General features: G+C 61.2%; 25 protein-coding genes and 1 riboswitch. Of the genes, 20 read left to right on the forward strand and 5 right to left on the reverse strand.

What is annotated here, in order from left to right; translation table 11 throughout:
- Window positions 1-42 precede the first annotated feature (42 nt).
- The 11 genes from AC15MQ_RS07980 to tpx all read left to right on the forward strand — a co-directional run bounded on the left by AC15MQ_RS07980 (window position 43) and on the right by tpx (window position 10563).
- A complete protein-coding gene (locus tag AC15MQ_RS07980; RefSeq protein WP_287653179.1) occupies window positions 43-948 on the forward strand; it encodes a hypothetical protein in 906 nt (301 codons plus the stop codon).
- Window positions 945-1256: a hypothetical protein gene (locus AC15MQ_RS07985; protein ID WP_287653180.1), complete on the forward strand. Its 312-nt coding sequence runs from the start codon at window positions 945-947 to the stop codon at window positions 1254-1256. Before AC15MQ_RS07980 ends, AC15MQ_RS07985 begins: the two co-directional genes overlap by 4 nt.
- Before the next feature lie 22 nt (window positions 1257-1278).
- Complete coding sequence (locus AC15MQ_RS07990; protein WP_287653181.1) at window positions 1279-1551, forward strand: hypothetical protein; 273 nt, start codon at window positions 1279-1281, stop codon at window positions 1549-1551.
- Between the two features lie 8 nt (window positions 1552-1559).
- On the forward strand, window positions 1560-2162 hold the full coding sequence (locus AC15MQ_RS07995) for an OmpA family protein (protein ID WP_287653182.1): 603 nt from the start codon (window positions 1560-1562) through the stop codon (window positions 2160-2162).
- A gap of 49 nt (window positions 2163-2211) precedes the next feature.
- Window positions 2212-2505: a hypothetical protein gene (locus tag AC15MQ_RS08000; protein ID WP_483079834.1), complete on the forward strand. Its 294-nt coding sequence runs from the start codon at window positions 2212-2214 to the stop codon at window positions 2503-2505.
- Window positions 2506-2861: 356 nt separating this feature from the next.
- The gene (locus AC15MQ_RS08005) at window positions 2862-3356 is read left to right on the forward strand and encodes a FecR domain-containing protein (protein WP_287667385.1); all 495 of its coding nucleotides are present in this window, start codon (window positions 2862-2864) and stop codon (window positions 3354-3356) included.
- A 75-nt stretch (window positions 3357-3431) separates the two neighbouring features.
- Entirely contained in the window at window positions 3432-3953 is a 522-nt protein-coding gene (locus AC15MQ_RS08010; RefSeq protein ID WP_287653185.1) for an OmpA family protein, read from the forward strand.
- A 122-nt stretch (window positions 3954-4075) separates the two neighbouring features.
- The gene (locus tag AC15MQ_RS08015) at window positions 4076-6967 is read left to right on the forward strand and encodes a hypothetical protein (protein ID WP_483079835.1); all 2892 of its coding nucleotides are present in this window, start codon (window positions 4076-4078) and stop codon (window positions 6965-6967) included.
- 21 nt (window positions 6968-6988) lie between these two features.
- A complete protein-coding gene (locus AC15MQ_RS08020) occupies window positions 6989-7666 on the forward strand; it encodes a glycine zipper domain-containing protein (protein ID WP_483079836.1) in 678 nt (225 codons plus the stop codon).
- Window positions 7667-7821: 155 nt separating this feature from the next.
- A riboswitch (TPP riboswitch) is annotated at window positions 7822-7921 on the forward strand.
- 101 nt (window positions 7922-8022) lie between these two features.
- The gene (thiC, locus tag AC15MQ_RS08025) at window positions 8023-9939 is read left to right on the forward strand and encodes a phosphomethylpyrimidine synthase ThiC (RefSeq protein WP_483079837.1); all 1917 of its coding nucleotides are present in this window, start codon (window positions 8023-8025) and stop codon (window positions 9937-9939) included.
- Between the two features lie 120 nt (window positions 9940-10059).
- Window positions 10060-10563 (forward strand): thiol peroxidase, encoded by a 504-nt coding sequence (tpx, locus tag AC15MQ_RS08030; protein ID WP_287653189.1) that lies wholly within the window; start codon window positions 10060-10062, stop codon window positions 10561-10563.
- A 70-nt stretch (window positions 10564-10633) separates the two neighbouring features.
- On the opposite strand, the gene AC15MQ_RS08035 is transcribed toward tpx, so the two are convergent.
- Entirely contained in the window at window positions 10634-11887 is a 1254-nt protein-coding gene (locus AC15MQ_RS08035) for an ISL3 family transposase (protein WP_332337375.1), read from the reverse strand.
- 221 nt (window positions 11888-12108) lie between these two features.
- On the opposite strand from AC15MQ_RS08035, the gene AC15MQ_RS08040 reads away from it, so the two are divergent.
- The 9 genes from AC15MQ_RS08040 (at window position 12109) to AC15MQ_RS08080 (ending at window position 19605) form a co-directional block, all read left to right on the forward strand.
- Complete coding sequence (locus AC15MQ_RS08040) at window positions 12109-12915, forward strand: IclR family transcriptional regulator (RefSeq protein ID WP_483080627.1); 807 nt, start codon at window positions 12109-12111, stop codon at window positions 12913-12915.
- Between the two features lie 9 nt (window positions 12916-12924).
- The gene (locus AC15MQ_RS08045) at window positions 12925-13191 is read left to right on the forward strand and encodes a YkgJ family cysteine cluster protein (protein WP_483079838.1); all 267 of its coding nucleotides are present in this window, start codon (window positions 12925-12927) and stop codon (window positions 13189-13191) included.
- Between the two features lie 34 nt (window positions 13192-13225).
- Window positions 13226-14050, forward strand: coding sequence for an undecaprenyl-diphosphate phosphatase (locus AC15MQ_RS08050; protein WP_483079839.1), 825 nt, complete (start codon window positions 13226-13228; stop codon window positions 14048-14050).
- Between the two features lies 1 nt (window position 14051).
- Complete coding sequence (locus tag AC15MQ_RS08055) at window positions 14052-14624, forward strand: YqiA/YcfP family alpha/beta fold hydrolase (protein WP_483079840.1); 573 nt, start codon at window positions 14052-14054, stop codon at window positions 14622-14624.
- An 8-nt stretch (window positions 14625-14632) separates the two neighbouring features.
- The gene (locus AC15MQ_RS08060) at window positions 14633-16549 is read left to right on the forward strand and encodes a ribonuclease catalytic domain-containing protein (RefSeq protein ID WP_483079841.1); all 1917 of its coding nucleotides are present in this window, start codon (window positions 14633-14635) and stop codon (window positions 16547-16549) included.
- 1 nt (window position 16550) lies between these two features.
- Entirely contained in the window at window positions 16551-17441 is an 891-nt protein-coding gene (locus AC15MQ_RS08065) for an energy transducer TonB (protein WP_483079842.1), read from the forward strand.
- Window positions 17438-18271, forward strand: a complete 834-nt coding sequence (gene aroE / locus AC15MQ_RS08070) for a shikimate dehydrogenase (protein WP_483079843.1) — start codon at window positions 17438-17440, stop codon at window positions 18269-18271. The genes AC15MQ_RS08065 and aroE overlap by 4 nt, the downstream gene beginning before the upstream one ends.
- Before the next feature lie 2 nt (window positions 18272-18273).
- On the forward strand, window positions 18274-18969 hold the full coding sequence (gene mtgA / locus AC15MQ_RS08075; protein WP_483079844.1) for a monofunctional biosynthetic peptidoglycan transglycosylase: 696 nt from the start codon (window positions 18274-18276) through the stop codon (window positions 18967-18969).
- 135 nt (window positions 18970-19104) lie between these two features.
- The gene (locus AC15MQ_RS08080) at window positions 19105-19605 is read left to right on the forward strand and encodes a LapA family protein (protein WP_483079845.1); all 501 of its coding nucleotides are present in this window, start codon (window positions 19105-19107) and stop codon (window positions 19603-19605) included.
- A gap of 63 nt (window positions 19606-19668) precedes the next feature.
- On the opposite strand, the gene AC15MQ_RS08085 is transcribed toward AC15MQ_RS08080, so the two are convergent.
- The 4 genes from AC15MQ_RS08085 to AC15MQ_RS08100 form a co-directional block, all read right to left on the reverse strand.
- Window positions 19669-21078 (reverse strand): DEAD/DEAH box helicase, encoded by a 1410-nt coding sequence (locus AC15MQ_RS08085; RefSeq protein ID WP_287653198.1) that lies wholly within the window; start codon window positions 21076-21078, stop codon window positions 19669-19671.
- A 260-nt stretch (window positions 21079-21338) separates the two neighbouring features.
- Window positions 21339-21893 (reverse strand): chorismate--pyruvate lyase family protein, encoded by a 555-nt coding sequence (locus AC15MQ_RS08090; RefSeq protein ID WP_483079846.1) that lies wholly within the window; start codon window positions 21891-21893, stop codon window positions 21339-21341.
- 66 nt (window positions 21894-21959) lie between these two features.
- Complete coding sequence (locus AC15MQ_RS08095; protein ID WP_483079847.1) at window positions 21960-22403, reverse strand: DUF192 domain-containing protein; 444 nt, start codon at window positions 22401-22403, stop codon at window positions 21960-21962.
- A 117-nt stretch (window positions 22404-22520) separates the two neighbouring features.
- Entirely contained in the window at window positions 22521-22889 is a 369-nt protein-coding gene (locus AC15MQ_RS08100; protein ID WP_287653200.1) for a hypothetical protein, read from the reverse strand.
- Window positions 22890-22902 lie beyond the last annotated feature (13 nt).

Raw genomic sequence — 22902 nt, forward strand, 5'->3', positions numbered from 1 at the left:
TTGGAGTCCCTTGGACAGTCTTTGACGAAGTTGGAGAAACCTGTGCGCCTGCCTCAATTCGTGAAATCGGTGTTGTTGTTGATTGGCCTGATCGTCACCTTGCTGGAGAGTGGACATCTTCATGCCTATGAGGTCAAGGATGGCGACCTGAAGACGATATTCCATGCAAAGTCCGACGTGTCGGTAGCTTGGCGTTATACGCCCAACAGCGAAATCTGGATTCTGGACATGCCTGGGTTGGAGTTGTTGGGTCGGACGTTCAACCGGGTGACACAACTCAAGGAACAGCAATACACCGAGCCTTATCCCCGGGTGCTGACCTCGGAGGAGCTAGCAAAATACATCGTTGCAGCAAACAGGACCTTTGCAAGTTTTGCGGCTGGACACGACCTGCGAGTCTCCGACCTGGTGCAGTTCTTCAACCTGGCGGATCGGGACAAGGTCGAACTTTTTCCTGAAGAGTACGCACTTCGGGACTTTCTCAACGAGCAAGGCCTGATCAAGGAGTGGCGTGGATTCCACCAGTCGCAAAAGCCCCACACGGTAATCCTTTCGATTCCGCAGGTTCAGGATAGGCGTGCGAATGAGCCCGGGGTGACCAGCAATGCCCGTTACGCGATACTCCTGCACGAACTTGCGCATGCGGAGTTTCACACCAACGCGGCTTACAACAAGTATTGTCGGGCCTTCTGGGCAGATGGACTGAGTGAACGCCAGAAAGAAGCATTCAAAAGATTCCTTGCCAGCATGCGTTACTCGGTCGAGGATGAAGATCTCCTGATCAACGAGATGCACGCGTACCTGATGTTTACACCGGATGCAGGATCGTTTTCCGCAGCCCGACTCGGCATTCCGGAAAGCGAACTGGCAGCAATGCGCGCTGCGTTCCTGAAAGGTCGCCCGCCAGTTCGACTGCCGATTGGTGTCAAGGCTGGAGATTTGCCATGAGCAAGTTTGACCTTATCAGGGTAGGGGTGGTCCTGCTGGCCGGTCTGGGAGTTTGCCAGTCTGGTCTGGCCCAGAAGTCGACGCGCATTCAGGGGAATACCGAGATCAATGCCACGACGAACAATACAACTGCAGTTGCGGTTGGCGAGAATGTCATCGCAAAGAACCGGGTAGGCGTTATACAGGGTGAAAAGAAGGGAAACACAAAAATCAATGTTTCGGCCAGCAACGTAACAACGGTCGTTTCGGGACGGAACAAGAAAGCGTGTACCAACATAGGAGCGATTGTCAGTGATGAATGCAAATAGATCCGGGCTTGTGCGATACCTTGTGATCATGATCCTGTGCGCGTCGTCGGGCGTCGCGTTTGCCGTGCAGGGCTTGAATGCCTCTTCTCAGACGAAGGTGAACAACGCCATGGCCAAGGCCTGGCAGAAGGGCGGTAACCCCGAGTCGGACCCCAACTTGAAGAAACAGGTGGTTAACATCGGAAGTAAGCGAGCTGGCACGTGCGACGTTAACGTGGGTACCGTGAAACCTGGCCAGAAGGCCCCCAAGGATATCGTCGTCACGACCAAAGAAGTCATCAACATTTGCAAGTGAGAAACCCAATGAAAATGAACCTCTATCGTGCAGCGTTTGTGGCTCTTCTGACACTGGCCAATGGTGTTAGCGTGGTTCCGGCGCGGGCAGCCGATGATGAAGCATCCAGTCTCGAGGAGTTGAAGCGGGCGATGACCGAACCCTCGGAGGCTCCGAAGAAGAAGCGGACACGTGCCATCGTTTTTGACGGCGACGCATCGCAGGCGCCGGCCAGCGCACCCGCGGCGAGCAGTGGCCCGCTGGACTGTGCGGCGTTGCCACCGGATGTACGAGCTACAGCGGTGCAGTTTCCGATCCAGTTTCGTCCGGGTAGCGCGGTGATCACTCCGGCGTCCGGGAGCACACTGACCGAAATAGGAAAGATTCTCGCACTGACACCTGACCGCTGCGTGATTGTCGAAGGACACACCGATGCGGAGGGTAATCCCGAGAAGAACCTGGCGTTGTCGCGCGAGCGTGCCAATGCTGTTGTCAGGTTCATTGCGGACAAGGGAGCGGTTGAACGCAAGCGGCTGGTGCCGGTTGGCAAGGGTTCAACCGATCCGTTAAGAGACCTGGATCCTCGCGATGCGAAAAATCGCCGCGTGGTGTTCAAGGTTGTTGCCGGCTAACGGCAGACATCGTAGTACCAACCATATCAATTAACCAAGGAGAAATTCTATGCGCACTATCGCTACCCTCGTCCTGGCCGCCGTCTTTGCCGCTTCCCCGGTTTTTGCTCAGACCAAGATCAAGGGCGACACCGAGATCAAAGCCAAGCAGGAGAATGTGGCTGCAGTTGCAGTAGGTAAGGACAACGTCGCCAAGAACACCGCCGGCGCCATCAAGGGCAACACCGAGATCAAGGGTGATACCAAGATCAAGGCCGAGCAGAAGAATGCAGCAGCGGTTGCTGTTGGCAAGGGCAACACCGCAGCCAACGAAGCTGGCGTTATCGGCGACGCCAAGAAATAATTGTTTGCTTGAGGCCACCGATGACGGTTTTCCGTCATCGGTGGCTTTTTTTGTTTTGTCGGTCCGGTCTTGCCTGCGCAACCTCGATTGCTGATGGACCGGCCAGACTTATTCTGCTTTTTTTGGTGCGCTCGATTCCATCAGGGAAGCCAAAGGGACCAGGATAGGGAGCCAGGCGGGAAGCTTGTGCGGGTGCGCCCGCAACCCCGGCGCCGGGTTGAAAGGCACGGTGTCGTCGTTTTTTTGTCTCTGGACCACTGCTGGCCCGGCCAGCGAGCGTTTTTGGCATCGCCAAGGGCGTATTTCGGCGCTACACTGCGCTTTCCTTCCGAACAACGTTTTTTGGGATAGCGACCATGTTTCGAACAGGAAAACACATCAGGGTTCGCATTCACCTCGGCAGCGTGGCGTTTGGGTTGGCATCAATGTTCTCGGCCACCGTCTTTGCTGCAGAGGCTGCACCGCAAGCCGGGAATATATGGGGTGCACAGATCAAGGTTTCACGAGGAGTCGTCAGTATCGAGCGTGACGGGCAACGCTATCCCGGCCTGGTGGGCGCCCGTCTCAAGGAGAAAGACGTTATCCAGACGGGCGGAAACGGTTCGGTTGGTGTCATGTTCAACGACAACTCGACGCTGTCACTCGGCCCCGATGCCGAGGTAATCCTGCAACGCTATGCTTACGATTCGACCACCTATATGGGAGCGTTCGATGCCTACATCAAGCGAGGAACCGTCTCGGTACAGGCGGGTAACATCGCCAAGCAGGCTCCAGATGCCATGCGGATGGTGACGCCCAAAGCCGAACTCAGCGGAACGGCCAAGAATTACGTTGTCAGCGTTGGGGAATAAGCAATGAACAGGCTACTGATCATACTTGCACTCGCTCTTACGGCCAGCGCTTGCGCGCATCGGGACAATTACGTATTGCTGCCCGACCGCACGGGTCAGGCCGGAACGCTGAATGTCAAACCTGTGGAAGGCGGCAAACCGATCAAACTCGATCAACCGTATCAGGCGGCAAGTTCGACTCTGGGCGGCGGTTTCGAAGAAGGAACAAGCAGCGAGCAGGACGTGAAGAAGCGTTATGCAGCGGCTCTGGACGCCTCTCCCCCGCCCGTGGCGCGCTTCACGCTTTATTTCCTGGAAGGGAGCGACGAACTCACGCCAGCGTCGAAACGTGACCTCGAGGCGATCATGGCGGAGATCACGGCGCGTCCGGCACCGGACATTGTTGTTGTCGGCCACACTGATCGGGTGGGTACAGTGGCTGACAACGATCGTCTTGCCAAGCGTCGCGCCGAGTCATTCAAGAAGCGGCTGCAGGAGCGAGGACTCGCCGACGACGCGATTCAGACCGCCGGCCGCGGTGAACGCGAGCCATTGATAGAAACACCTGACGAAACAGCCGAGCCACGCAACCGCAGGGTGGAGATTCTGGTCCGGTAGTCCCTTTCAATCGGTAAAGAATGATCCTCACGAAAATTCTCCGGACGCTCCTGCTTGTCGCCATGGCGGCCTGCATGGGCTCGCCTGGAGGTGCGTCAGCACAGCTGTCAACCGAGCCCATCTTGCGCATTGAGGCGGGGGCGCATTTGTCACTGGTGACCCGCGTCAGCACCGACGCTCAGGGGCGCTGGATAGTGTCTGCGTCGGAGGACAAGACCGCGCGTGTCTGGGATGCTACTACAGGACGCCTGCTCTCCGTTCTTCGCCCGCCGGTTGGACCGGAAAGTGTGGGCGCCCTTTACGCGGCTGTTTTGTCACCGGACGGCAAACAGGTGGCGCTTGGCGGTAACGCCGCTTTTGACGGGAAGAGTCACTCGCTTTATCTGTTTGATCGATCGACCGGCCGCCTTCCCCCGAAAAGCACCCTATCCGGTCTGGAAGCGCCGCTGACGCAACTGGCGTGGTCGAAGGACAGCCAGTTTGTGGCAGTTGGTCTGCGACAATCGGGCTTGCGCATATTTCAGCGCAACCTTGCATTTGTCGGTAGTGACCCGGAGTACAACGAGGCCATCTACGGCGCCGATTTTGCGGCCGACGGTCGTTTGGTCACCTGCAGCCTCGACGGCAGCATTCGCTTGTACCGCGTAGATAAACGCGGTCTGACACGGACAGCGAGGAAGCAGATGCCGGGTGGACGGCCATATGCCGTGGCGTTTTCCCCTGACGGAAGCCTGATCGCGGTGGGTTATCAGGACGCTGGCCACATTGACGTTCTGGATGCAGCGTCGCTGTCGGTGCGTTACTCGACAGCGGCCACTCCGGAGGGCAATCTTGGGCGCGTCGCCTGGACGGCCGACGGCAGCTTGCTGATCGGCGCCGGAACAGCCAGGGCCAGCGAGCGTTTCGCCGTCTTCGGCTTTGTCGACGCGGGCCGCGGCCCGGGTCGCGAACTTGCCGGGTTCAGCAACATCGTGACTTCGCTGGCACCGCTGCGCGATGGTTTTATCGCGGCCAGTGCCGAGCCGTCCTGGGCCACCTTCGACGGTAGCGGAAAGCGGCGCCTTTTCGCCCGACCACAGACCGGTGACTTCCGCGACGCTGACGACAAGTTCAAGGTGGCAGCGGACGCCCAACGCGTTTCCTTCCCGACGACGCGTGGCGGCGAGGCTCTGCTGTTCGATCTTGCGAAAGGTGACATCCGAGCCTACACAGCGGATGCAAAGGTCGATCCTCCGCGGCTGCCAGGCTGGAGCGGCGGGCCGAGCAACTGGAAGAACTCGACTGCACCGAAGGTCGGTTCACGAGCACTCGCCCTGCGTCCGGGCGAGGTTTCTCGTAGCGTCGCGCTATCCCCTGACAAGCAGCGCTTTGTACTCGGAACAGAATGGTATCTGCGAGCTTTTGACGGTGACGGCAATCCACTCTGGGAGCAGCGAACGCCTGCAGCGGCGTGGGCGGTCAATATTTCCGGCGATGGCAGATGGGTGCTCGCAGCGCTGGGGGACGGCACGGTGCGCTGGTATCGCATGCAGGACGGTAAGGAGCAACTTTCACTCTTCGTCCACGTTGACGGCAAACGATGGATCATCTGGTCGCCGGCAGGTTACTACGACACCTCTCTGGACGGTGAAGATCTGGTTGGCTGGCACCTTAACCGGGGCATGAACCAGGCTTCCGACTTCTTCTCGGTTGGCCGATTCCGGGACCGCTTCTATCGTCCGGAAATCATCCAGGGCATTGTTCAGACGATGGATGAGGGGGAGGCAGTACGTCGGGTGCAAGCTGCCGCGGTCGCTCTGGCAGTGAGCGAACCCACCGTACGGCCAACGGCTGTAACCAGCAAGCCCGCAGCACCGGTGCCACCACCGCAGGCACCGCTGGCTTTCGAAAAGACGGCGGTAGCCACGGTGCTGCCGCCGGTGATCGATCTGCAGACCGACAGTCAGATCGAGACCTCGGCGAATACGGTTCCGGTGCGATTCGCTCTGCGCAGCCCGCCGGATGCACCGGTGAGCGAAGTCAAGGTGCGGGTCAATGACAAGCTTGTCCGATCACTCGACAACAGGGCTTTGCGGAGTACGCGCGGCGATGTTCAGGAAGTGCAGGTGGCAGTACCACCTGTGGATAGCCAGATCAGGCTGTTTGCAGCCAACAAGAATGGCAAATCCGAGCCGGTTGTGGTCAATGTCCGGCGCAGTGTTGAACCTGCCAAGGTCACTGAAGCCCGTTTTGAGAAGCTCTATTTATTGATCATCGGGGTCAGCAAGTACCCGGAAGAGTGGAAACTGGACCTTGCGGAGAAGGATGCTCAGGACTTCAATTACCACATGGTTCGGCAGGCCGGAAAGCTGTATGGCACCGCGGTGCCCCGGTTGTTGATCAACGAGCAGGCGACCCGAGAAAAAATCCTCGAGGGTCTGCGCTGGTTGCGGGAAAACGTTGGCGAGAAGGATGCCGGCATCGTGTTCATGGCCGGGCACGGCGATCGGGTGGGGCCCGCGTATTATTTCATTCCAGGTGACCCGGACGTTCTGCCGTCGCGTTCGGCGTTCAAGAGTACCCAGGAGTTTGATCTGTGGAAGCAGAAGAATGCTCCGCAGCGCTGGGTTCCCGGAGAAGAGATTTCCCGCACCCTCCTCGGCCTCAAGGGGCGTGCAGCATTTTTTATCGATACCTGTCACTCGGGAGTGAACGCCCGTCCAGGTCAATCGACCAACCCGGACTTGACCAAGGCCCTGAACGAAATCAACGAAGAGCGCGGGGTAATCGTATTCGCTTCCTCAACGGGCAAGGAGCTTTCGCAGGAAGACCCGGCATGGGGAAACGGAGCGTTTACCAAAGCCATCATTGAAGGGATTCGCGGTGGGGCGGATTTCAGGAAGGACGGTCTGATTCGTCCATCGACCTTGCAAAGCTATGTCACCGAGCGGGTCATGGAATTGACGAAGAAGGAGCAGCGCCCCGTGGTCTTCACGGTTGGCATTGATGATCCTATAGCCGTCAAATCGCAATAGGATGGATTTCAGGGGGGGAGTATGACGAAGCATTGTTTTACCTTGCGCCGCAGTGCGGCGGCGCTGGCAAGCATTTTCTTGATCACGGCCTGTGTCACCAATCCGGACGGATCGAAGAGGATGGATGATCGAGCGACTGGCGCACTCATTGGCGCCGCCGCTGGCTGCGCGCTGGCTTCCGCGACCGGCCACAGTTGTCTAGCCGGAGCGGCGATGGGCGCGGCGGTGGGGTTCATGATCGGGTGGTATTTCGAGTCGAAGAAAGTGGCGAGTGCTAGCCAGGTTAACAACGAGTACAAGAAAAAAGGCCAGATCATTCCGAAGGACGAAGTGAAACCGGCAAAGTTCGAAACCGTCGTCAAGCCAGGTGTGCCTGAGAAGGATGGGCAACGAGAGGTACAGGTGACCTCGAATACCGACCTGATCGGCTACGGCGACAAGGCGCCTGAGGTTACCCAGAAGTACGCCATCTATGATGAGAACAACAAACTGGTCGAAGAAAAGTCCGAACGAGTGGCCGCAGTGGATGGGAGCGGGCGTTACGAGACCAACTCCAAGTTCAAACTGCCCGCTTCGGCCAAGGGCAAGAAATACACCGTGAAGACAACACTCCTGGCCGACAACAAGACCTACAAGGAGACCTCCTACAAGGTCGCATTCGGTGACGACGGCGTCCTGGTGGTGGCCATGATCAATTGATGCGGCTGCTTTGAACAGTGGACTACACTGGCCAAGCGGCGTCGCGCTTGGCCAGTGTCCATTTTGGGCTGCCGACAACCGCGCAGCGCTCCGCTCCTGGTGGGCGAGCGGGCGTCAAGCGCCTTGCTAAAGGCGGGCAATTCCAGTAACTTGGCTGCTTACGTTGGGGGTGCCATAGCGGTTTCGCTGTGGCTGAGAGAGTCCCTTCGAACCTGTACGGGTCATGCCGTCGTAGGGAAGCGGAGCGCAGGTTTCCTTGCGCAGTATCTTCTTTGCCGCTCTCCTCGCCCCGCTTGGCCCTCGCTCGTTCCTTGTGTCCGCCGCGCCTTTGCCACCGCCTTTTGCCAGGAATCACCATGAACGCTAACGAAAAATTCATCGCCGCCGCCGCTCATGTGGACGAGGCGGCGATCAAGCCGCTACCCAATTCCCGAAAGATCTTCGTCGTCGGTAGTCGGCCGGACATTCGTGTTCCGATGCGGGAGATTGCTCAATCGGATACCGGCACCGATTTTGGTGGCGAAAAAAACCCTCCGATCTATGTATACGACTGCTCGGGACCCTATTCCGATCCGACGGCGAGAATCGATATCCGCAAGGGCTTGCCGGCGCTGCGGGCGCAGTGGATTGCCGAGAGGAATGACAGTGAACCACTGGCTGCTCTGAGTTCTGAGTTTGGGCGCATCCGAGCCGCCGACATGGCGCTCGATGAATTGCGCTTCCCTGGTTTGCAGCGCCGACCCTTGCGCGCCAGGGCTGGGGCCAATGTCAGTCAGATGCACTATGCGCGGCGCGGCATCGTTACCCCGGAAATGGAATATGTGGCGATCCGCGAGAACAATAACCGTCGCGGCTACATCGAGCAGTTGCAGGCCTCCGGTCCGCAAGGCCAGCGTTTTGTTGAAATCCTCTGCCGCCAGCACCGGGGCAAGGATTTCGGCGCCAGCATTCCGGAAGAAATCAGCCCGGAGTTCGTCCGCTCCGAGGTGGCAAGGGGTCGAGCGATCATCCCGTGCAACATCAATCACCCGGAAAGCGAGCCGATGATCATCGGGCGCAATTTCCTGACCAAGATCAACGCCAACATCGGTAATTCGGCACTCGGTTCAAGCATCCAGGAGGAGGTCGAAAAGATGACCTGGGCCATCCGCTGGGGTGGCGATACGGTCATGGATCTGTCGACCGGCAGGAACATCCATGAGACGCGCGAGTGGATCATTCGTAACAGCCCTGTGCCGATTGGTACGGTGCCGATCTACCAGGCGCTCGAGAAGGTCAATGGCAAGGCCGAAGAACTGAACTGGGAAATCTTTCGCGACACTCTTATCGAGCAGGCCGAGCAAGGCGTCGACTATTTCACGATCCACGCTGGCGTGCTCCTGCGTTATATCCCGTTGACCGCCGGGCGCCTCACCGGAATCGTCTCGCGAGGTGGCTCGATCATGGCCAAATGGTGCCTTGCCCATCATCGCGAGAGTTTCCTTTATACGCACTTCGAAGAAATCTGCGAAATCATGAAGGCCTATGATGTTGCCTTCAGCCTTGGTGACGGCCTGCGTCCCGGCTCGATCTACGACGCCAACGACGAGGCCCAACTCGGTGAACTGAAGACCCTGGGTGAATTGACGGACATCGCCTGGAAACACGACGTACAGGTGATGATCGAAGGTCCGGGCCATGTGCCAATGCACATGATCAAGGAGAACATGGACTTGCAGCTCGAATACTGCAAGGAGGCGCCGTTCTACACGCTTGGCCCGCTGACCACCGACATCGCGCCGGGTTACGACCACATCACCAGTGGCATCGGTGCGGCGATGATCGGCTGGTTCGGTACCGCCATGTTGTGTTACGTGACGCCGAAGGAACACCTCGGATTGCCGGACAAGAATGACGTAAAGACAGGGATCATCACGTACAAACTGGCGGCGCACGCTGCGGATCTGGCCAAAGGTCACCCGGGCGCGCAAATCAGGGACAATGCCTTGTCGAAAGCGCGTTTCGAGTTTCGCTGGGAGGATCAGTTCAACCTCGGCCTCGACCCCGACAAGGCGCGCGAGTTCCACGACGAAACGTTGCCCAAGGACTCGGCCAAGGTTGCGCATTTCTGTTCGATGTGCGGTCCGCATTTCTGTTCGATGAAGATCACCCAGGAGGTGAGGGAGTTCGCCGTGGCACAGGGCATGAGTGATGCCGAGGCGCTGGCGAAAGGTATGGAGGGCAAGGCGATCGAGTTCGTCAAGGCGGGGGCCGAACTGTATCGGAAGCTTTGATAGCATTAGAGGCGACGTGCTGAACTCCCGGCGCCAAACAAGGACAAAGGAGCACTGACGCCAGCAGTCGCCAGTCGAGACAGTACTTCCCCTACTCTGACATTCAACAAAGGACGCAATATGACAAGCACAGTCACGCTAGCCGGAAATCCGTTGCAGGTGAACGGCAGTTTTCCGCGAGAAGGCCAGACGGCGAAAGCTTTTACGCTGGTCGGCAAGGATCTCGCCGACCGAGCGCTCAGCAGTTTTTCCGGACAGCGCAAGGTCCTCAACATCTTCCCGAGCATCGACACGCCGACCTGTGCGACGTCGGTACGCAAGTTCAACCAGAAGGCGAGCGAACTGGAAAATACGGTGGTGCTCTGTATCTCGGCCGACCTGCCCTTCGCACAGAGTCGCTTCTGTGGTGCCGAAGGTCTGGACAAGGTGGTGACGCTGTCCACCATGCGTGGTCGAGAGTTCCTTGAAGACTACGGAGTGGCGCTGAGTACCGGCCCTCTGGCGGGTCTGTCCGCACGCGCGGTGATTGTTCTCGACGCTGACGACCGGGTGTTGCACAGCCAATTGGTAGGCGAAATCAAGGACGAGCCCGACTACGACACTGCCCTGCGGGCCCTGCTCTGAAAAACCCCACGACCCACCGCATGAATGGTCGATGAACGAGAGCGCCACCGTCGAACCAACGAAACAGGGTTTAGGTCGTTTCGTGTGGAACGGGCCTGAAAGGGACGAAGGGAGATACGGGCAAATGGATGAGTTTCCCGGCGATGAGGTAGGCCATGGCGATGAAGTTGTCGACGCGGCGATAGCCGCGGGCGCGGGCACGTGCCTCCTGAAGAGCTCTATTCATTGCTTCGACACGGCCGTTGTGTTTGCCGGATTCGAAGCCGTTGAGTACGCCAGGAAGGTGCTTGGTAATGGTCCTGCCGAGGCGCTTGAAGGGTTCCAGTCGGCAACGACAGGCCCAACTGAGCCAGCGCTTCAACAGGGGCTTGGCCTCGTCAGGTGTCTTGGCCGTGGCATAGATCGCGCGCAACGCTTCCTTGATGCGCCAGGCACGTGCGGTTTTGAGGTTGGAGCGCTGCAACCAGTGCATGGTCTGGGTTTGCTTGATGGTCCAGTCGGCGGGTTTCTTGTGCAGGCTCCAGCGGGTGCCTTTGAGTTCAGGTTCGCTTTTGACCTCCGCACGGCGCACCTCGTCCAGGGCCGTGCTGCCCAGGGCGACCACGTGAAATCTGTCGAAGCAGACCTCGGCTTCGGGAAAGTGTTCGGCGGCGCCGGCCTGAAAGGATCCACTCATGTCCATACTGACATGCGTAATCGCGCTCGGTTGGCCGCCATGCTCGGTGAGGTCGGTGGCGAACATCCCCAGCGTGGCCTTATCCCGGCCAGGCGTGGCAAACAGCAGGCGCGGCTTGTCTAGATCATGGAAAACAGTGATGTACGTCTGGCCGCGCTTACTGGCGGTTTCATCAACACCAATGGCGCGAACCTCGGCATGGCTTTCCTTGGCGCGCGCTTTGTTCACATGATGCTCGATCACGCGCCACAGTCTGCGACTGCGGACACGCAGCAGCCGGCCGGCCGCCAATACCGACATGGTCGGTGCCAGCATCAGCGTCAAGGCTTCGAACAGCAGGGTGAAGCGACTCCCTTCCCGTGCCCAAGGCACGGGAATCTGTGTCACCTTGTCGCAGACGGCACAGGCCACGCGCGGCACGGCGGCATGCAGATGAGCTTCATACTGGAAAAAATCCAGATGACGCCACGAGCGCGCCAAGCGGTCGTGCAGTGGCTGCGCCGCCGTTCGACAGGCCGGACAGGCATGAACTGCTGCGCTGAACGTCACCTGGAAGTCAATCCGCCCCGCTTCGGGTGTAAAGATCACTTGATCCACTTGCCAAGGAGCGACAAGACCCAGAGCCTGGGTGAACAGCGTTTCAATCATGGGGAACCGGTCGAGAGAAGGAAGGCCGCTATTGTCCTCCATGCCGAGTGCGGCAGGCTGCCTCCCTCGGCCCGGAGGAAGCGTAAGCGAGGGGGCGGCGATGTCAAGGGTTCGGCTACGCCCGGACTTCGTCCGCCCTTGACATCGCCGCCCCCTCAAAACCACAAGGCCACCGCCCGTTCCACACGAAACGACATAGATCCACGAAACAGCGCCAGGGTATCCAGTCGATCGAGGTTGGTGCGCGCCTGTTGCGAGCATTGGCGGCCAACGGGCGCTCGATGATGCTGCGCGACGTTGCCCGCAACGCCGGGATGCCGGCAGCGAAGGCGCACCGTTACCTGGTGAGCTTCATGCGCATGGGGCTTGTGGAGCAGGATGCCAACACCGGGCGTTACGACCTCGGCGAGTTTTCTCTTGAGCTCGGGCTGGCCAGCCTGGCGCGGCTCGATCCTGTGCGCTTGGCGGGGCCTGTGCTCGACGATCTTTGTGAGCGCCTCGGTGAAACCGTGGCGCTGGCGATGTGGGGTAACCACGGCGCCACCTGCGTGCGCTGGGTCGAGGCCGGTGGCCCGGTGACGGTCACCCTGCGCACCGGCGTGGTCCTGCCGCTGACCGCGTCGGCCACTGGCCTGGCCTTCGCCGCCTTCTACCGCTCGCCCTATCTCAGGAGGATGCTCGATAACGAAGTGTTGGCGATGGCCGAGGTGCGGAATGCGACGCCGACGGCCTTGCTCGAGGCGCTTACCGTACGACTCGACGAAATCCGCCGCCGCGGTATTGCACGGGCTTCGGGCAGCTTTAACCCGGGGATCAATGGTTTCAGCGCGCCGGTTTTCGATCACACCGGCCACATGGTCGCGGCCATCACTTCGCTGGGTATCATCGGGAGTTTCGATCTGGACTGGGACAGTCCGATGGCGCAGAGCACCAGGGACGCTGCGGCAACCCTTTCCAGGCGACTGGGACACGGCAGCGTCGACAGCAGCGGCGAGAAACAGCTGGCGCCGGCACGCGCAAGTTTGTAGGCGGGGTCGATGAGTCCGCTTCACGATTGCCGGCCGCAATGTGGGGCATGCTGTATCGCACCCTCGATCAATACACCGATCCCCGGTCATCCCGAGGGCAAACCGGCCGGTGAGTGCTGTGCGAACCTGACCGATGATCTGCGTTGCCGTCTGTGGGATCAGCCCGAGCGGCCCCGCTTTTGTGCCGGTCTGAAGCCGGCACCGGAAATGTGTGGTACTGATCGCCGGTATGCGCTGGCCTGGCTGTCGGCACTGGAGCGGGCAACTCGACCCTGAGTGCTAGAATGCGCCTTTTTGTCGAAAGGTCGCCGTGGATCTGCTGCTCCTCCTCAAGGCCCTGATTCTCGGGGTCGTCGAAGGCGTCACCGAATTTCTGCCGGTCTCCTCGACCGGTCACCTGATTCTTGCCGGTGACCTGCTCGACTTCAACGACGAGCGCGGCAAGCTGTTCGAAATCGTCATCCAGTCGGGTGCAATCCTGGCCGTGTGCTGGGAATACCGGGCGAAGATCGCGGAGGTGCTGCTCGGGCTCCCAAGTGATAGGGCAGCGCAACGTTTTGCCCTCAACCTTCTGGTTGCCTTCCTGCCCCTGGCGATCCTCGGACTGTTGTTCGGCAAGACCATCAAGGCCTATCTATTCAACGCGCCGGTCGTGGCTACGGCGTTCATCGTGGGTGGACTGATCATCCTCTGGGCGGAGCGGCGCCAGCATCGCATCCGTATCGAATCGGTCGACGAGCTTTCGTTGGGCGACGCACTGAAGCTGGGTTGCGCACAGGCGCTGGCCCTGATACCGGGAACTTCACGCTCGGGAGCGACGATTATTGGCGGTCTCTTTTTCGGGCTGTCGCGCCGCGCGGCCACCGAGTTTTCGTTCTTTCTGGCGATCCCGACGTTGATCTGTGCCACCATCTACCAGCTTTACAAGGAACGGGCGCTACTTTCCTTCGACGACCTCGGGATGTGGGGCGTTGGTTTCCTGGCAGCCTTCGTTTCGGCCTTCTGGGCGGTGCGCGGCTTGCTGCGCTATATCAGCACGCACGATTTTTCCATCTTTGCCTGGTATCGGATCGCTTTCGGCATCGTCGTGCTGGCGACCTGGCATTACGGCTGGGTATCCTGGACGAGCGGCTGAGGTGGTGGGCCCGCAAATTCTCTATCTGCATGGCTTTTGCTCGTCGCCGGCGTCCTGGAAGGCCCGGATGCTTGGCGAACGCCTCGCAGCGGCCGGTTTGGCTGATCGCTTTGTGTGCCCGTTCCTTTCGCCTGTTCCGTTTGAGGCGATGGCCTGCGCCGAAGCGGCTCTGGCAGATGCCGAAGGCCCGACCGTAGTCGTCGGCAGTTCACTCGGTGGCTACTACGCGACCTGGCTGGCCGAAAAGCACGATCTGCGCGCAGTCCTGATCAACCCCGCGGTGATGGCACCGGTCCTCCTCAGCAGCCTGGTGGGAACGCACACCAACTTTCACACCGGCGTGAGTTTCGAGTTCACTTTCGAACACGTGGAACAATTACGTGCGCTTTCAGCAGCGACGGTCTCATCCGCGCGCTACCTGCTGCTGGTGGAGACCGGGGACGAAGTGCTGGACTATCGGCAGGCGGTCGAGCGCTACGCCGGTAGCCGACAGGTGGTCCTCGAAGGCGGCGACCACAGCTTTACGCGCTTCCCCGAACTCGTGCCGCAAATCATTGAATTCTGTGGGTTATAATCACTGCGATGCATGTTCTATTCGAAGAAGACGGGGCCTTCAAGGCGGCCACCCTGGTCGCCGACAACGACAGATCCCTGCAGGTCGAGACGGCCTCCGGAAAACGCAGCAAGATCAAGACGGCAAACGTCCTCTTGCGTTACAGTGAACCGGCGCCAGCGCTGCTGCTTGATCAGGCCGAAGTCCTGGCGACCGGGATCGAGGCTGATTTTCTCTGGGAATGCGTGGCTGACGGGGAGTTTTCCTTCGCCGATGTGGCCAACGAATACTTTGGTCACGCCGCCACGGCGGTCGAAGCGGCAGCGCTGCTGCTGGCCCTGCATGCGGCACCCATCTACTTCCATCGCAAGGGCAAGGGCCGCTTCCGCAAGGCACCTGCCGACATCCTCCAGGCGGCACTCACCGGTTTGGAGAAGAAGCGGCAGCAAGCCCTGACCATCGAACGCATGGTTGCCGAGCTCAAGACATTTGCGCTGCCAGCCGAGTTTCCGCCGCTGCTCGGTCAGTTGCTCTATCGACCCGATCGCAACCGCGGCGAGACCAAGGCGCTTGAAGCGGCGTGCAGCGAGACGGGCCTGTCGGCCGCACACCTGCTCGAAAGGTGTGGCGCCATCCGCTCGGCCCACGACTACCACCTGCAGCGCTTCCTGTTCGAACAGTTCCCGCACGGCACGACTTTCCCGGCAGTCGAGTTGCCAGGTTTGCCGAGCGGTCTGCCGCGGGCCGAGGTGCGGGCATTTTCGATAGACGATGCGACGACGACCGAGATCGACGACGCTTTTTCGCTGCAGAAGCTGCCAGGTCTGGGCTGGCGGGTCGGCATCCACATTGCGGCGCCGGCGCTGGGCATTGCGCCGGGATCGCCACTGGACGAAATCGCACGCGCACGGCTGTCGACGGTCTACCTGCCGGGCAGCAAGATCACGATGTTGCCGAATGGCGTGCTCGACGCTTTCACGCTGGGCTGCGGCCGCGATTGCCCGGCCGTTTCGTTGTATCTCACCGTGACGCCGGAGTTCGAGATCTCGGCCCATGAAACACTTCTCGAAGTTGTCCCCGTCGTCGCCAACCTGCGGCACCACGACCTCGAACCGCTGTTCAACGAGCAATCGATCGCCGAGGGCCTGAGCGACTTTGCTTTTCGCGACGAGCTGATGACCCTCTGGCAACTGGCGAATGCCTGCGAAGGTCGGCGGGGCAAGGCATCGGCGATGCAGGGCCAGCACGACTACAACTTCCGGATCGACGGCGACCTCGGTAATGCCGAGGCGTGTCGCGTTGACATCTCGGCACGCAAGCGCGGCAGCCCACTCGACAAACTGGTTGCCGAGTTGATGATTGTCGCCAACAGCACCTGGGGCGGACTGCTGGCCAACAAGGAGGTCGCCGCCATCTATCGGGTACAGACTGGCGGCAAGGTGCGTATGAGCACTTCGCCGCAGGCACACGAAGGCCTGGGGGTCAAGCAGTATGCCTGGTCGTCGTCGCCGCTGCGCCGCTATGTGGACCTGCTCAACCAGTGGCAGTTGATCGCCTGCCTGAACGGTCAGACGCCTCCCTTCGCCGCGCGCTCTGACGCACTCTTCGCCGCGCTACGTGATTTCGAACTGACCTATAGTGCTTACGCCGAGTTTCAGCGCAGCATGGAACGTTACTGGTGCCTGCGCTGGCTGCGCCAGCAGGTCATGGATACCATCGAGGCGACGATCATCGGGCGCGAGAATCTGGCCCGGTTGGAGGGCCTGCCGCTGATACAGCGGGTGCCGTCGGCACCGGAACTGAAACCGGGACAGCGGATCCGTTTGCACATCGAGTCGATCGACTTCCTGACCCTTGGGCTTGCTTGTCGCTACCTCGAAACACTGGGGCCAGCGACAGTCGCCGCAGGCGCTGCCGATGACGAGGTTCTCGAGGCGGTCGATTGAAGTGAACGCCGCCTCACGCCGACTGCCCAAGGGATGGCTGGCTGCGCACAGTCTGTGGCTGGCGCTCGGCGTTTCCCTGCTGTTGCACGGCCTGGTGCTGTCGCTGCATTTTCAGTTTCCCGATGCCTCGCGCGCACTCAAGGCGCGTGCACTCGACATCATTCTGGTCAATAGCCGTTCGGCCCGCAGACCTTCCGACGCACAGTTCCAGGCGCAGGCCAATCTGGACAATGGCGGCAATACCGAGCATGAGCGGCGGGCGAAGACGCCCTTGCCACCCGCGCCAAGACACCAGGATGGCGACGATTTCGAGCACTCGCAAAAGCGTATCCAGGCGCTCGAAGCACACCAGCAGCGGCTGGCGGCACAAACAAACAGCAAGACCGCGGTCGCTCCGACGGCTCAAAAGGAAGCCCAGCCCGAACCGGTACCGAATGTCCGCGGCCGCGATCTGGCACAGAGCGCGCTGGCGATGGCCCGCCTGGAAGGGGAAATCGCCAAGGAACTCGACGACTACAACAAGCGCCCGCGCAAGAAGTTCATCGGCACCAGCGCTGTGGAATACCGCTTTGCGCAGTATTTCGAGGAATGGCGGACCAAGGTCGAGCGCGTCGGCACCCTCAACTACCCGGAAGCGGCAAGGGGCAAGCTCTACGGCAGCCTGGTGCTGACCGTGACCATCAGGAATGACGGCAGCGTTGACGGCATCGAGATCAACCGCTCTTCGGGTCACAAGATCCTCGACGACGCCGCTCGCCGAATCGTCGCCATGGCCGCCCCCTTCGCCGCCTTCCCGCCGGCCATCCGACACGACACCGACGTCCTGGAGATTACGCGCACCTGGAACTTTACCCAGCGCGACAGCCTTGAAACCAGGGCCATGAAGCGATGAGCGATCGCTACGGCGTCTTCGGCCATCCGGTGGCCCACAGCAAGTCACCGGCAATCCACGCGGCGTTTGCTGCTCAGTGTGGTCACGATCTCAGTTACGAGGCGATCCTGGCACCGCTCGACGGCTTCGCCGACAGCCTGTGCGCTTTCGTCGCCGCAGGCGGACGCGGAGCCAACGTCACCGTCCCGTTCAAGGAGGAGGCCTGCCGCCTGGCGACGCGCTTGACGCCGCGGGCGGCGCAGGCGGGTGCCGTCAACACGCTGGTTTTCGACCCGTCCGGGATGCTTGGGGACAATACCGACGGTGCAGGTCTGCTGCGCGACCTGACCAACAACCTCGGTTGCCGTATTACCGGACAACGCCTGCTCCTGCTCGGCGCCGGTGGCGCGGCACGCGGCGTCGTCGGGCCCTTGCTCGAGGCCCGACCGGCGGCGATGGTCATTGCCAACCGTACTGCCGCAAGGGCTGCCGATCTTGCCGAGCGCTTTGCCGGCCGCGGTCCGTTGCGTGCCTGCGGCTATCCGGACCTCGTCGGCGAATCCTTCGACCTGGTGATCAACGCCACGTCGGCAAGCCTGGGTGGCGAAGCACCGTACTTGCCCGAGCGGGTTTTCGCGTCCGGCAGTCTGGCCTACGACATGATGTATGGGCGCGGCGAGACGCCATTTCTTCTCCTGGCCAGGGCGCAGGGCGCGGCGCGTCTGGCGGACGGGCTCGGCATGCTGGTGGAGCAGGCGGCCGAGGCCTTCCGGTTCTGGCGAGGGGTGCTTCCCGACAGCGCGCCGGTATTGGCCATGCTGCGCGCCGTGGCCACTGTACCTGCCCACTGACCATGCGCGGCCTTGCGCTCTGGGTGAAGCGGCTGCTTCTCGGATGCCTCGGCTTGCTGCTGCTGTACCAGTTCTGGCTCTTCGGCTGGGTGCTTTGGTGGAACTGGGCCAATCCGGAAAACACACGTTTCATGAATATCCGCCTCGACGAACTGCGGGTCAGTAATCCGCAAGCGCAACTGAAAAAACAGTGGATTGCTTATGAGAAGGTGTCGAACAACCTCAAGCGCGCGATCATCGCCGCAGAGGATGCCAAGTTCGTCGATCATGAAGGCTTCGATTGGGAAGGCATCCAGCACGCACTCGAAAGGAACCAGAAAAAGGGGCGAGTCGTTGCCGGCGGCTCGACCATCTCGCAACAGTTGGCCAAGAATCTCTTCCTGACGCCGGCCAAGACCCCCTGGCGCAAGGCCGAAGAGGCGATCATCACACTGATGCTGGAGACCCTCTGGAGCAAGCAGCGGATCTTCGAGGTTTATCTCAATGTCATCGAATGGGGTAACGGGGTGTTCGGTGCCGAAGCTGCGGCCCGCCACTATTACGGCGTTTCCGCCGCGCAGCTCGCACCGGAACAGGCAGCGCGGCTGGCGGGCATGATTCCCAGCCCACGCTTTTACGACCGCAACCGCAGTGCACCGGGGCTTGCCCGGAAGACGGCGATCATTCTCGCCCGCATGCCGTCTGCCGATGTACCCTGAAGGTTCGAGCAGTCGTACAGGCGCTCGTACTCCGGGCGATGGCGGGCGATCGGAAAGCCTGAGATACTTGCCGTGTTTTCCTGCCGCCGCGCCTGCCGGTCGGTGGCCGATGTCAATCCATGGAGTGATCAACCGATGAAGCTTCGCACTATCCTTCTGCTACTCGTTCTTGGCGCCATCGCTGCCTTTTCCGCGCTGAACTGGAGCGCCTTCAACACCCCGACAACGCTTTCTCTGGGGGTTGCCGAAGTGCAGGCGCCGCTCGGGGTAATCATGCTCGGGGTGGTTGCCTTTCTCGCCGCATTCTTCCTGGTGTTCGTGGTTTACGTGCAGGCTTCCGCGCTGTTCGACTCCCGCCGTCATGCTCAGGAACTGCAGGCCAACCGGGAACTGGCCGACAAGGCCGAGGCCTCCCGCTTTACCGAACTGCGCAGCTTTCTTGAGGTGGAGTTGCAGAAACTGGCCAGCGGCAATGCCGGAGCGCCGGTGGATGCAGCGATCGTCGCCCGACTCGACCGGCTCGAAAGGGAATTGTTGACCGCCATCGAGCAGTCGGGGAACGGTCTCGCCGCCTGCATCGGCGAACTCGAGGATCGCCTGGAGAGGAGAGACGGGAGCTTGCCGACGCGTCGGTGAAGCAATTAGCAGGCAGGAAAAAGCCCGCACACGGCGGGCTTCTGTGTGCAGCCTGCGCGTCTTTCAGCGCTCGCCGTAAGTCCGGCGGCTGGCACCTGCGCCATGGCTGCCCTTGGCGGACTCGTGGTACGGTGCCCGCGGTGCGCCGTCGCGGCGCGGCGCGGCGGGCTTGCTGAAGCGGCTGTCGGCTGCTGCTCCCGCCGGTTGCCCGTAGCTGCGCTTTTCCCCGCCTTTCCAGGCGGGCTTGGTGGTTGGGCGCGGGTTCGCCGACGCCGGCCGGCGAGTGGGCTCATGGCCGGCGACGACTTCGACCGGAATCATCTGCTTGGTAAAGCGTTCGATTTTCCGGACGTTGAAATGCTCGGCGTGATGGACCAGCGAGATGGCCAGACCACTGCGCCCGGCACGGCCGGTGCGGCCGATGCGGTGCACGTAGTCCTCAGCCGACTTCGGCAGATCGTAGTTGAAAACGTGGGTAATCGTCGGCACGTCGATGCCACGCGCCGCCACGTCGGTGGCGACCAGGATCTGTACCTGCCCACGGCGCATCGCGGCGAGTGTGCGGTTGCGGGCACCCTGCTGCATGTCGCCGTGCAAGGCCGCGGCGTTGAATCCGGCGACGTTCAGGCGATCACTGACGGTATCGGCATCGCGCTTGGTGGCGGTAAACACCAAGGCCTGACCGATCGAGACGTCGCGCAACAGGTGGTCGAGCAGGCGGTTCTTGTGCGCGAGGTCGTCGATGAAGTGCATCCGCTGCTCGATGTTGTCGTGCCGGGCCGAAACGGCGTCGACCTGCAGCCGCAGCGGCGCGCGTGTCATGCGCTGTGCCAGTTCGCCGACGGTTCCGTCGAGGGTGGCCGAGAACAACAGCGTCTGGCGCGAAGCCGGAGTTGCGGCGACGATCCTTTCGATATCCTCGATGAAACCCATGTCAAGCATGCGGTCCGCTTCGTCAAGGACCAGTATCTGCAGTTGCGAGAAGTCGATCTTGCCCGAGCTCATGTGGTCGATCAGGCGACCCGGCGTGGCAACCAGGATCTCGGGATTGCGGCCGAGGAGTTCCATCTGCTTCGGATAAGGCATGCCGCCGAGGATGGCGACCGCGCGCAGGTGATGGAGCTGGCGCCCGTACTTCTCAGTGGCGGCGGTGACCTGCAGGGCAAGCTCGCGGGTGGGGGTCAGGACCAGCATCTTCGGTTGCGCAGCCTGGAAGCGCTGGCGCGCGTGTGCCGGCCGGCGGTCGCCCGCACGGGTGGTGGCGGCCGGCCGTTCCTGCGAAGCGAAGAGGTGCAGCGCCGGCAGCATGAAGGCCGCCGTCTTGCCGGAACCGGTTTGCGAGGAAACCATCAGGTCGCGGCCCGCGAGGGCGGCGGGTATGGCTTGTTGCTGGACCGGCGTCGGTTCGCTGTAGCCGGAGTCGGTGAGTGCCTTCAGGATGGCCGGGTGAAGGCCGATTTCTGCAAAAGTCATATTTCTCTTTCGTATGGGTGTGCTGCGCGCTGCCGTAACGGCATGGCACGCTGCCAAGGGAAAAAAGCAACGCCAACCAACGAAAAAGCTGAGAGACAGACTCTGTTCGATCAACAGGAGTCAGCACCAATCAGCACAAAAGCTTTGTGCCAGGACGGCGCTGATTGAATCGACACCAGAAGGCAGGGGGGCTTGAGGGTTACGGCCAGGTTCGCGATGCTTGTTGCACGCTCCGCTGAGGCGGCGTCGTGCGGCGCGCATTATAGCACCCACCCAGGCTTCGTCGAGTTTTCTTTTCCGGATGGTGAGAGTCGCAACACGTATGGTGAAAAGACCTCGGTCACCAGGACGGATTGCCCGGCGAAATCGAACTGCGAGCGGCGTGCCCACAGCGCGCTCGTAGCCCCATCGGCAAGTTGCAGGGCCGCCAGCGCCGGTGTGTACAACGCCTGCCGGCGATCAAGGCGCTTGAACTTCATCGTGCCGCGCTCGAAACCGGGATGCGCGAAGAGCAAGGCGCCAAGCGAGCGGTTGCCGAGGCGAGCCAGCCAGAGGGTGAGCGGACCACGCGGTCGATGGGGTAGCACGGTATGCGCGAAGACGACGATCTGACCATCGCAGAACAAGGCCACTTCCCGCACCCAGGCCCGTGCCTGGCGTGGCAACCCGAGCGCCAGTGCTTCATCGGCCGTTGGACTGTCGAGGCCCTGGCGCAGCACCCGAACGGCAAAATGTCCTCGCGCCTGGATGCGAGCGGTCAGCGAGCCGCGATCGCGCAACCATGGCATGAAGGACACGTTGTCGGGCGCGCGCATCAAGCTGCTGCGCCAGGACCGACCGGCGGTGACGCTCACTTGCCGCAGACGGCGTACTCCCGCCGCTTATTGTGGCGCAGGGGATTTTTCGAGACCGCCAATTCGACTCCCTGGCTTGATGCCTTTGCTCGCAAACCAGCCGAGATTCATTTCAAGCGCAAAGCGTGCCGCCTTCGCTGCACAGTGATTGTCCTCGGTCTGCGGCTGCATGTTCTCGATGTTCAGAATGCGCCCCTCTTCGTCGAGAAAGGCAACCGACAGGGGTAGCAAGGTATTGCGCATCCACATGCAATGGCGTTCGGGCTGCGCGAAGACGAAGAGCATCCCCTGGTTGGCCGGCATGCTGCGGCGATGCATCAATCCCTGCATCCGGTTCGGGTCATTGGCCGCCACCTCGGCCTCAATGCGGTAGAAGCCGGCCGTCAGTTCGATGCGCGGCATTTGCGCCGCAATCGGCAGTGCGACCAGCAGCAGGGCAAGGGGGAAAAAGGAAAAAGCGGACCTGGACATGCAAGACTCCGGCGTAGACGGCGATCGGGGGGCGGAAAGGTGATCGGTATGGATGGCGAGAGAGCCGTGCGCATCACGTGTCGCACGTCCGCACCGGGCACGGCCCGGCGATCACGGTTACGATTTCTTCCGAGGACCTCCCGGCGCGGCCTTCGCGGGAGCCTTCCGGTTTGTTGGCGCCTTGGCGGCAGGGGCCGTGGCCGGGCGTGATCCCTTGGTGGCGGTTGCTGGCTTGGCCGTCGTCACTGGTTTGCCGGGATGGGCCAGCGGCTTCTTCGCTGCGCCGGCTACGGGCGGTTTGGGTGCCTTGACCACCGCTTGCGGGGCAGTTCGTGCTGCCGGTTTCGGCGGGGCCGCGGCTTCACCGAAGGTCACCGCCGCATCCGCATCCTCGGCTGCCTTCGGAACGGCCATGGTCAGCACCGCGAACAAGGACAAGGCCGCAGCCAGCAGCCAGCGCAACAGACGGTGGGGGAGCTTGCTCATGGTCAACTTTCTG

Source organism: Candidatus Accumulibacter propinquus (genome assembly GCF_056856495.1).